At 68.0% G+C, this 10,649-nt stretch carries 9 protein-coding genes and 1 riboswitch; of the genes, 6 read left to right on the top strand and 3 right to left on the bottom strand.

Going from position 1 to position 10,649, the window contains the following annotated elements; translation table 11 throughout:
• Positions 1–109 precede the first annotated feature (109 nt).
• Complete coding sequence (locus A5782_RS26830) at positions 110–622, bottom strand: hypothetical protein (RefSeq protein WP_231986679.1); 513 nt, start codon at positions 620–622, stop codon at positions 110–112.
• Positions 623–938: 316 nt separating this feature from the next.
• Here A5782_RS26830 and A5782_RS13480 point away from each other — a divergent pair, with 316 nt between their 5' ends.
• The 5 genes from A5782_RS13480 to ileS all read left to right on the top strand — a co-directional run bounded on the left by A5782_RS13480 (position 939) and on the right by ileS (position 7,702).
• Positions 939–1,340 carry a VOC family protein gene (locus A5782_RS13480; RefSeq protein ID WP_067100393.1) on the top strand — a complete coding sequence of 134 codons (402 nt, stop codon included), beginning with the start codon at positions 939–941 and terminating at the stop codon, positions 1,338–1,340.
• A gap of 182 nt (positions 1,341–1,522) precedes the next feature.
• A complete protein-coding gene (locus A5782_RS13475) occupies positions 1,523–2,092 on the top strand; it encodes a carboxymuconolactone decarboxylase family protein (protein WP_067100463.1) in 570 nt (189 codons plus the stop codon).
• Between the two features lie 76 nt (positions 2,093–2,168).
• Positions 2,169–3,293, top strand: coding sequence for a nitronate monooxygenase family protein (locus A5782_RS13470; RefSeq protein ID WP_067100389.1), 1,125 nt, complete (start codon positions 2,169–2,171; stop codon positions 3,291–3,293).
• Between the two features lie 183 nt (positions 3,294–3,476).
• A riboswitch (M-box (ykoK) riboswitch) is annotated at positions 3,477–3,662 on the top strand.
• Positions 3,663–3,949: 287 nt separating this feature from the next.
• A complete protein-coding gene (locus tag A5782_RS13465) occupies positions 3,950–4,201 on the top strand; it encodes an Rv1535 family protein (protein WP_067100458.1) in 252 nt (83 codons plus the stop codon).
• 372 nt (positions 4,202–4,573) lie between these two features.
• Entirely contained in the window at positions 4,574–7,702 is a 3,129-nt protein-coding gene (gene ileS / locus A5782_RS13460; protein ID WP_067100454.1) for an isoleucine--tRNA ligase, read from the top strand.
• A 13-nt stretch (positions 7,703–7,715) separates the two neighbouring features.
• Here the strand turns inward: ileS and A5782_RS13455 are convergent, their stop codons facing one another.
• The gene (locus tag A5782_RS13455; RefSeq protein WP_197694219.1) at positions 7,716–8,237 is read right to left on the bottom strand and encodes a hypothetical protein; all 522 of its coding nucleotides are present in this window, start codon (positions 8,235–8,237) and stop codon (positions 7,716–7,718) included.
• 72 nt (positions 8,238–8,309) lie between these two features.
• On the opposite strand from A5782_RS13455, the gene A5782_RS13450 reads away from it, so the two are divergent.
• The gene (locus A5782_RS13450; protein WP_197694218.1) at positions 8,310–9,695 is read left to right on the top strand and encodes a DNA polymerase IV; all 1,386 of its coding nucleotides are present in this window, start codon (positions 8,310–8,312) and stop codon (positions 9,693–9,695) included.
• On the opposite strand, the gene A5782_RS13445 is transcribed toward A5782_RS13450, so the two are convergent.
• Positions 9,660–10,616 carry an asparaginase gene (locus tag A5782_RS13445; RefSeq protein ID WP_067100382.1) on the bottom strand — a complete coding sequence of 319 codons (957 nt, stop codon included), beginning with the start codon at positions 10,614–10,616 and terminating at the stop codon, positions 9,660–9,662. The two genes, A5782_RS13450 and A5782_RS13445, sit on opposite strands and share 36 nt — an antisense overlap.
• Positions 10,617–10,649 lie beyond the last annotated feature (33 nt).

The following is a 10,649-nucleotide window of genomic DNA, read 5'->3' as shown; positions in this document are numbered from 1 at the left end:
GGCTCCCCGCCGGTTGGTGCTCGGCGTGACCGTCGGCTTCCTGTTGATGACATGCGTTCACAACGGAAGTTGGTAATCGTGCGGGGCCTGATTTCGCTTACGCGCCGCGCTAGCGTGGCTGGTGATGGTCGACGAAGTGGAGCGCGGCTGGCAGTTCGTGATGGCTCCGCCGCTCAGCGCGCCCGGCGTCATGTCGATGGTGGGCTATCGCGCCCTGAATGTGGCTGAGATGGTGCATCGCGGCATGCCGTCGTCGACGTTGACATTCATCGTCAGCCTCGATGACGGCGTGGAATCCGCAGACACCACCGACGCGCTGACCGCTGCCCGGCCCAACCCGCTGGTCCTTGGCGGCCTGCATGTGCAGGTCAGCCACGTGCGGCAATGTCGCGGCCAGGCGGGTGTGCAGCTGGCGGTGCACCCGTTGGCGTCGCGTGCGCTGTTCGGCGTACCCAGCGCGGAGCTCCCCGTCACCGGCTTCGACGGGGTCGAAGTACTGGGCCCGCCCGCGGCCAGGCTCCCCGAGCGTGCCGCAGAAGCGCGCGAGTGGTCCGAGGTGTTCCGTCTTCGGCGACCTGCCGACCTCTTGTCGGAAGAGAGTCGTCAGATGCCGTGCACTCACTTCAACTTGGTCGGCCAACTCGGCCACCGGTATTCGGCCGGGCCGCACGGTCAACACCGTCGCCGCACCGACGGGCCTCCACGAGGTACCCAGCGACAGTTGCGATTCCAGCACGCGTCGGCGCGGATCGCGGCATCGGCGCGCGCGTACGGCCGGGTTGACTTGGCGGCGATCGCGGCCGACACGGGTTACTGCGACCAGGCGCACTTGACCCGCGAGTTCGTCAGGTTCGCCGGGGTACCGCCGAGGGCGTGGCTGGCCGACGAGTTCCGAAACATCCAAGACAGCGGCCACTCCTGGGCATCACAGTGTGACCATGACTACTTCGAATCCGACCGTCTGGTTAACGCTGCAAGCACATGACGCCCCCAAGCTCATCGACTACTACATCGACACACTCGGCTTCGTCGTCGCGGCACGTTACGGCGATGGCGACAGAGTCGACCATGCCCAATTGCTTTGGCCCGAAGGCAGCGGCGGCATCATGCTGGGCAGCTACAAGCACGGTGGGGACTGGTGTCGCGAACCGGGGACCGCCGGTGGCTACGTCGTCACCACGGACCCGAACGGTCTCTACGAGCGCGTCCTTTCACGCAAAGCCGATATCGTGCGCCCGCTCGCCAAAACGGATTACGGTGCAAACGAATTCGCCGTCCGCGATCCTGAAGGCAACTTGTGGTCATTCGGCGACTACGCTGGCGAACCTATGCCGAGCTGACGACCGAGAACCCGATGTCGCGCGGCTGAGGGCCTTGAGTTTTACCCTGTGCAAACACGTTGGGCACCAGCATTTCTCGCTATCGATGCGGGCGAGTCGGCGTTGCCCCTCCCGGGAAGGTTCCGCTGACTACCATGACGGTAGAACGCGACGGTCCCGCCAGCGCAAAGGAGTGCTCATCCGTGACAACAGCGCGCCTGCCTCAACTGCCACTCGACGAAGCCAAGGCCGCCGCCGACGAAGCGGCCGTCCCCAACTACATGGCCGAACTCAGCATCTTCCAGGTGCTGCTCAACCATCCGCCACTGGCGCGTGGCATCAACGACTTGCTGGCCACCATGCTTTGGCACGGTGCCCTCGACTCGCGGTTACGCGAGCTGGTGATCATGCGGATCGGCTGGCTCACCGGCTGCGATTACGAATGGACACAGCACTGGCGCGTCGCATCCCGGCTCGGCGTTCCGGCCGATGATCTGCTGGGCGTGCGGGATTGGCGCAACCATGCCGGGTTTGGGTCGATCGAGCGGGCCGTGCTCGCGGCCACCGACGACGTGGTGCGCCACGGCGCGGTCAGCGCCTCGAGCTGGGCCGCATGCGAACGCGAATTCCACGGTGATACAACGGTTCTCGTCGAATTGGTCACGGTCATCGGCGCCTGGCGGATGGTTGCGTCGATCCTGCAGAGCCTGGAGGTGCCGTTAGAGGAAGGCGTGTCGAGCTGGCCGCCGGACGGCCAGTCGCCCCGGTCTTAGCGCCGCCGTTCACGCATGAGTTTCCTACGCCCCGTGGCCGATTGACTTAGCAATCAATAACTCTTAGCGTCGGGCAATGAGAACCAGGGTCGCCGAGATGCTCGGAGTCGAATTCCCGATCTGCGCCTTCAGCCACTGCCGCGATGTGGTGGCCGCGGTGACCAACGCGGGCGGCTTCGGGATCCTGGGCGCCACCGCGCACAGCCCCCACCGCCTGCAGAACGAGCTGGCCTGGATCGAGGAGCAGACCGGGGGCAAGCCCTACGGAGTCGACCTGTTGTTGCCGCCCAAATATGTGGGTGCCGAGCAGGGCGGCATCGACACCACACGGGCCCGCACCCTGTTGCCCGACGAGCATCGCGCGTTCGTCGACGACCTGCTGGCCCGCTATGGCGTCACCGCGGCCGCCGAGGAAACGCGCGGATCCCTGGGTGGCCTGAACATCTCGCCCAAGAGCTACCAGCCACTGCTCGACGTCGCGTTTGCCAACAACATCCGGCTGATCGCCAGCGCACTCGGCCCGCCCCCGGCGGACCTCGTCGAACGCGCGCACGACCAGGACGTACTGGTGGCCGCCCTGGCCGGCACCACCCGGCACGCGCAACGGCACGCCGCCGCGGGCGTCGACCTGATCGTCGCGCAAGGCACCGAGGCGGGCGGTCATACCGGCGAGGTGGCGACCATGGTGTTGGTCCCCGAGGTCGTGGATGCCGTGGCACCGGTGCCCGTCCTGGCCGCCGGCGGAATCGCGCGCGGTCGCCAGATCGCGGCGGCCCTGGCCCTGGGCGCCGAGGGCGTGTGGTGCGGCTCGGTGTGGCTGACCACCGAAGAGGCCGAGACGGTGCCGGCGGTCAAGGAGAAATTCCTGGCCGCCACCTCGTCGGACACGGTGCGTTCGCGCTCGATGACGGGCAAGCCGGCGCGGATGCTGCGCACGGCCTGGACCGAGGAGTGGGAGCGGCCGGAAAACCCCGACCCGCTGGGCATGCCGCTGCAGACCGCGCTGATCACCGAGCCGCAGGTGCGCATCAACCAGGCCGCCGCCCACCAGGGCGCCAAGGCGCGTGAACTGGCCACCTACTTCGTCGGGCAGGTGGTGGGTTCGCTCGACCGGGTCCGCCCGACGCGCTCGGTGGTGCTCGACATGGTCGAAGAGTTCATCGACACCATCGCCCGGCTCGACGGCCTGGTCGAGAAGTGATGCCGGACTGCTCGGCAGCGCGCGTGCGATGACGCTTTCCTGACCCCTGCCGGGCCATACGTCCAGGTCAGCTCCGTGAACCTGGCCGAATGCTGTGTACCCCCCGAATGAATGCGTACAGAATCCGCGACACACTGTGCAGGGATTTGACCGCGTCATACCCGTCGTGCATTATCGGTCGGGTATGCACCTCGTTAGGTGAGGCGTCTACACGAATACAGGCCACTGACCCCGAACGTCGAAAGACGCCCCGGGTCAGGACAGCTCCTCCCGGCTTAAGGGTTGAGCCCAGGTGGCTTCCGGCTCGGATTGTTTCTCCAGGCCAGGACACGTCGTGTGGTGCCGAAGCTCTGACGAGAGGGGTGCGGATATCCGACGGTCGTCGGGTTCTGTTCCTTTGCTGCGCATAGATTGCATGCGACCCGCGCATGCGTCGTGACCGCGAGGAGGTGAGGGACACAATGCGTTCTAGCGATAGTCCGGATCGAAGTCCGAACTGTGTTTCGTCCCCATCCGGTCTCCGGCGCGACCTTCTCGGCTGAGTCGTCGCAACGCTAAGTGGTTATCGGCCAAGCGTTCTTGAGATCGGAACCGACACGGGACGGGACACGTCAGTCCAATCAATCCCCGTTGGATGTCCCCTCTAGGAGGCGATGATGACCGCAGCTCTGCACGACGAAGTGGTAACCGTAGCGCCCGCCCGCGCGCTGACCGTGGTGCGCGACACCGCCACGATTCCGGCTCCCGCTCAGGCTCCCGTGGCCACGGCCCGCCGCCGGGCCGACACCCCGCCTTTGGGCACCGGGGGCGACCCGCTGGTGGACGGCGCCGCGCGCCTGCTGAGCGTCCCGCTGCGTCACGTGTACGCCGCGCTGTGGCGGGTTGGCGTCCTCGAAGTCCGGGCCTGAAAGCCGACCTTCGATGGACGCCGAGCAACTCCTGCTCCAAGGGGTCGCTTGGTCGCAGACCTAGTTCTGCGCCTTGGCGACCCCTTGGAGTGCGCCCGGATTTGCGGGTCTTCGTAGAATCGACTTACTGGCGTCGATCCGGCCATCACCGGGGAGCCTTCGGAAGAACAGCCGTCCTGGCTCAGTAGAACCGAACGGGTAGGCCCGTCACAGCCGTCATCGAGTGGCCACGCGAAAGCGCGGCAAGCGGGGTGGTACCGCGGCGCTCGCGCAGCCAGCGCGTCGTCGTCCCCGGTTTGCACCGTGGCACAGGAGACAACGCGCACCGTGACCGACACATCCGGCCCCGAAGCCGACCGCGACGCTCAGCTCGTGGACTCCGTCCAGGCCTACCCCAAGCCGTCCGGTGGAGCGCCCGACTTCCCCGCACTCGAACTCGAGGTGCTCGACTACTGGGCCCGCGACGACACCTTCCGTGCCAGCATTGCCCGCCGTGACGGGGCACCGGAATACGTGTTCTATGACGGCCCGCCGTTCGCCAACGGGCTGCCGCACTACGGGCACCTGCTCACCGGCTACGTCAAGGACATCGTCCCGCGATACCGCACCATGCGCGGCTACAAGGTGGAGCGCCGCTTCGGCTGGGACACCCACGGACTGCCGGCCGAACTCGAAGTCGAGCGCCAGCTGGGAATCACCGACAAATCGCAGATCGACGACATGGGCATCGCCGCGTTCAACGACGCCTGCCGCGCTTCGGTGCTGCGCTACACCGACGAGTGGCAGGCCTACGTCACCCGCCAGGCCCGCTGGGTCGACTTCGACAACGACTACAAGACGCTGGACCTGCCCTACATGGAGTCGGTGATCTGGGCGTTCAAGCAGCTCTGGGACAAGGGCCTGGCCTACGAGGGCTACCGGGTGCTGCCCTACTGCTGGCGCGACGAAACCCCGTTGTCCAACCACGAATTGCGGATGGACGACGACGTGTACCAGAGCCGCCAGGACCCCGCCCTCACGGTGGGGTTCAAGGTGGTCGGCGGTGCGCTGGACGGGGCTCACCTGCTGGTGTGGACGACGACGCCGTGGACCCTGCCCTCCAACCTCGCCGTCGCCGTCAACCCCGACGTGACCTACGTCGAGGTCAACGCGGACGGCCGTCGATTCGTCCTCGCGCAACCCCGGCTGGGCGCCTACTCCCGCGAGTTGGGGGAAGAACCCGAGATCCTGGCCACCCATCGCGGCGCCGACCTGCTCGGCACGCGGTACCTGCCGCCGTTCCCGTATTTCATGGCCGGGGAACCGGGAAGAGAGGAAGCGTTTCAGGTGCTGCCCGGTGAGTTCGTCACCACCGAGGACGGTACCGGCATCGTGCACATGGCGCCGGCCTACGGCGAGGACGACATGGCGACCACCGACAAGGTCGGCATCGTCCCGGTCACGCCGGTCGATTCCAAAGGACGGTTCGACGCAGAGGTCCCGGATTACCAGGGACAGCATGTCTTTGACGCCAACCCGCACATCATCCGCGACCTGAAGAACGGCAGCGGACCCGCCGCGGCCAACGGGGCGGTGCTGCTGCGCCACGAAACCTACGAGCACCCCTACCCGCACTGCTGGCGATGCCGCAATCCGCTGATCTATCGTGCGGTGTCGTCGTGGTTCGTCGCGGTCACCCAATTCCGGGACCGCATGGTCGAACTCAACCAGCAGATCACCTGGTATCCCGAGCATGTCAAGGACGGTCAGTTCGGCAAGTGGCTGCAGGGCGCCCGCGACTGGTCGATCTCACGAAACCGCTACTGGGGCACCCCGATTCCGGTGTGGAAGTCCGATGACCCCGCGTACCCGAGAATCGATGTCTACGGCAGCCTCGACGAACTCGAACGCGACTTCGGGGTGCGGCCCACCAACCTGCACCGGCCGTTCATCGACGAGTTGACCCGGCCCAATCCCGACGACCCGACCGGCGCTAGCACGATGCGGCGCATCCCCGACGTGCTCGACGTGTGGTTCGACTCGGGTTCCATGCCCTATGCGCAGGTGCACTTCCCGTTTGACAACGAGGAGTGGTTCGACACCCACTATCCCGGTGACTTCATCGTCGAGTACATCGGGCAGACCCGCGGCTGGTTCTACACGCTGCACGTGCTGGCCACCGCGCTCTTCGACCGCCCCGCATTCAAAACCTGTGTGGCACATGGCATCGTGCTGGGATCCGACGGCCAGAAGATGAGCAAGTCGCTGCGCAATTATCCCGATGTCAGCGAGGTGTTCGACCGCGACGGATCCGACGCCATGCGCTGGTTTTTGATGGCCTCACCGATCCTGCGCGGCGGCAACCTCATCGTCACCGAGCAGGGCATCCGCGAGGGCGTGCGCCAGGTGCTGCTGCCGTTCTGGAACGCCTACAGTTTTCTGGCGCTCTACGCGCCCAAAGTCGGTACCTGGCGTACCGATTCAACGCAGGTGCTGGACCGCTACATCCTGGCCAAGCTCGCCGAACTGCGCGACGACCTGACCCACGAAATGGACACCTGCGATATCTCGCGGGCCTGCGAGCAGCTGCGCCAGTTCACCGAGGCGCTGACGAACTGGTATGTGCGGCGGTCGCGTTCACGGTTCTGGGAAGAAGATGTCGATGCCATCGACACCCTGCACACCGTGCTGGAGGTGACCGCGCGGCTGGCCGCGCCGCTGCTGCCGTCGGTGACCGAGATCGTCTGGCGCGGCCTGACTTCTGCGCGGTCGGTGCACCTGACCGATTGGCCGCAGGCCGGCGACGTGCCCGCCGACCCCGACCTGGTCGCCGCGATGGATCAGGTCCGCGAAGTCTGCTCGGCCGCGTCCTCGCTGCGTAAGGCCAAGAAGTTGCGGGTGCGGTTGCCGCTGCCGAAACTGACGGTGGCGGTAGAGAATCCGCAGCGACTGGAGCCGTTCGTCGACCTCATCGCGGACGAACTCAACGTCAAGAGTGTTGAGCTGACCGATGCGATCGACACCTATGGCCGTTTCGAGCTCACCGTCAACGCGCGGGTGGCCGGGCCGCGGCTGGGCAAGGACGTGCAGGCGGCCATCAAGGCGGTCAAGGCGGGGGAGGGCGTCGTCAATCCGGACGGCACCCTGACCGCCGGCCCCGCGGTGCTGCAACCCGAGGAATACAGCTCACGGCTGGTCGCGGCCGACCCGGAATTCACCGCGGCCCTGCCCGGCGGGGCGGGCCTGGTGGTGCTGGACGGCACCGTCACCCCGGAACTTGAGGCCGAAGGCTGGGCCAAGGACCGGATCCGCGAATTGCAGGAGCTGCGCAAGTCGACCGGTTTGGAGGTGTCCGACCGGATTTCGGTGGTGATGGCGGTGCCCGCCGGGCGCGCCGACTGGGCGCGCACCCACCGCGAACTCATCGCGGGTGAAATCCTGGCCACCAGTTTCGAATTCGGCGATCCGGCCGACGGTGCCGAAATCGGTGACGGGGTGCGGGTGAGCATCGCCAAGGCCTGAGCGCTCGCGGCGGTCAGCTTCTGGATCGCAGTGCCCGGTGGGCATGCGCCCAGAACGGCATGCCCGCCACCACGGTCGCCCCGGCGGCGATGACGCCGACGGCGACGTCGACGCTCTCGCGGCCATCCGACGCCCAATAGACATCCTTGAGGTCCAACAGCAGCGCCAGTTCGTCGACGATCATGGCGTTGGCGGCGCCGTACGCCACCGCCGCCGCGGGGTGCTGCCGTTGCTTGTCGCTTCCGCGTAGGCCCACACCGGCCACCGTCGCCAGCATCCCGATGCCGATGTTGTAGTGGTGGAAGTGCTTGCCGCCCAAGGACACACCACCTCCGGATGGACCATGCCCGGCCCGGATCCAGTGGGTGAGGCCGCGCAGCCCGGCGAAGGTCAGGGTGAACGACGTCCAGGCCAGCACGGTGGCCTGCTCGCCGGGTTGCAGGCGCTGATTCCATTGATGGCGCAGCCGCGCCCACCGCGTCGCGGTCGGCGCACCCCCCGGCGGAACGGCCGCGTCGGCAGGCCCGGTGTGCATGGCCATGCCAAAACGTTAGTCCTACTGGCCCGTCGCGTGGGACCTAGCATCGATCGTGTGGAGTCGCGGTGGGTGCTGCACCTGGACATGGACGCGTTCTTCGCGTCCGTCGAGCAGCTCACCCGCCCGACGCTGCGCGGACGCCCGGTGCTCGTCGGCGGTTTGGGTGGGCGCGGCGTGGTGGCCGGTGCCAGCTACGAGGCGCGCGTCTTCGGGGCGCGGTCGGCCATGCCCATGCATCAGGCCCGCCGGCTGGTGGGCGTGAGCGTGGTGGTACTGCCCCCGCGCGGCGTGGTGTACGGCCTGGCCAGCCGGCGCGTCTTCGACACCATTCGCGCCGTGATGCCCGTCGTGGAGCAATTGTCCTTCGACGAGGGATTCGGCGAACCCGCCCAACTCGCCGGGGCGTCCGCCGAGGACGTCGAGGCGTTCTGCGAGGATTTGCGGCGACGCGTCCGGGATCGCACCGGGCTGATCGCCTCGGTGGGCGCCGGTTCGGGTAAGCAGATCGCCAAGATCGCCTCCGGACTGGCCAAGCCCGACGGGATTCGGGTGGTGCGCCGCGCCGAAGAACGCCCGCTGCTGGGCGGGCTGCCGGTGCGCCGGCTGTGGGGGATCGGCCCGGTCGCCGAGGAGAGGCTGCACCGCCTCGGCATCGAGACCATCGGCGAGCTGGCGGCGCTGACCGAGGCCGAGGCGGCCAACATCCTGGGCGCCACGATCGGGCCGGCGCTGCACCGGCTGGCCCGCGGTATCGATGACCGCCCGGTCGCCGAGCGCGCCGAAGCCAAGCAGATCAGCTCCGAATCGACGTTCGCCGTCGACCTGACCAGCCTCGAGCAGCTACGTGAGGCCATCGAGCCGATCGCCGAGCACGCCCATCACCGCCTGCTGCGCGACGGCCGCGGCGCGCGCACCGTCACGGTCAAGTTGAAGAAATCGGACATGAGCACGCTGACCCGGTCGGCGACGCTGCCGTATGCGACCACCGAGGTCGCCACGCTGGTCGGTCAGGCCCGCCGGCTCCTGCTCGATCCGCGCGAGATCGGGCCCATTCGCCTTCTGGGCGTAGGCTTTTCGGGGCTGAGCGACGTACGTCAGGAATCGCTGTTTCCGGACCTGGATCTGCCGGAGCCGCAACAGGATTCACCGTCCGTGGAAACCGCATCCGAGGCCATGTTCGCCCCGGGGGCGGACGAGGCCGGTTGGCGGGTGGGAGACGATGTGGCCCACCGCGACCTCGGGCACGGCTGGGTGCAGGGCGCCGGGCACGGCGTGGTCACCGCGCGGTTCGAAACCCGCAGCTCCGGGCCGGGCCCGGCCCGGACATTTCCCGCCGACAGCGGCGACCTGGTCCGCGCGAACCCGGTCGATTCACTGGATTGGCCCGATTATGTCGGTGGGCTGCAGGCCGACGCGCTGTCAGCCCCACCGCGCGATGACGTCGGCGACCGGTAGCTTTGCGGCCAGTGCGGCGATCAACAGAACGCGCGCCTGAGGCGGCCGCAACCTCGGCACCATCACCGCCCCGGCGGCCGCCATGTCATGCCCGGGGCCGTAGCTGGCGCCGACCCGTCCGCCGGGGACTCGGGTGGACACCGCGACGACGACCCCGTTGCCGCAGTGCCGGCGCACCGCGTCGACCACGGCGGGCCCGGCGTTTCCCGAACCCAACGCCTCGAGCACCACGGCCTGCGCCCCGGCGGCCACGCACGCATCGAGTGCCACCCCGTCACTGCCCAGGTACGCCGCGACGATGTCGACGCGCGGCGCGGTGCCGGCCCGCAGATCGCCGAGGTACGGGCGCGTCTTCGGGCCGGCCAGTGCCGGGTCCCCGGCCACGGCACCGAGCAGCTGACCGGTGAAACCGCCCAGGTCCTCGGTGGCCACCTTGCTCATGCCCAGCGGTTGCAGCACCCGGCCGGCGAAGCACATCACCACGCCCAGGCCACGGGCGGCCGGGCTCGCCGCCACGGCCAGGGCGTCGCGCACATTCGCCGGGCCGTCCGCGTCGGGGGCGTCGGCGCTGCGCATGGCGCCGGTCAGCACGACCGGGGCCTGGCCCGCATAGGTGAGATCGAGCCACAGCGCGGTTTCCTCCATGGTGTCGGTGCCGTGCAGGACGACCACACCGTCGGCACCGGCGTCGACCGCGGCCGTCACCGCGTCGCGGATGCGGTCCCAATCGGCCAGTGTCAGCTCGGAGCTGTCCACCGCCAGCAGGTCAACGACGTCGACATCGTGTTCAGCGCGGAAGGGCGCGGTCAGATCAGCCCCGCTGTACGAGGGTCGGTGCACCCCGTCGGCGCCGGTGCCGGTCGATATCGTGCCCCCGGTGGCGATCACGGTGAGGCGGGCCATGCTGGCATCATTGCGCATCGCCGCTGCGCGAACATGGCTAGCCTGCGTGGG

This window comes from Mycobacterium sp. 852002-40037_SCH5390672, assembly GCF_001665875.1.
Lineage (GTDB): Bacteria > Actinomycetota > Actinomycetes > Mycobacteriales > Mycobacteriaceae > Mycobacterium.
This window is presented reverse-complemented; position numbering and strand designations above follow the sequence as displayed.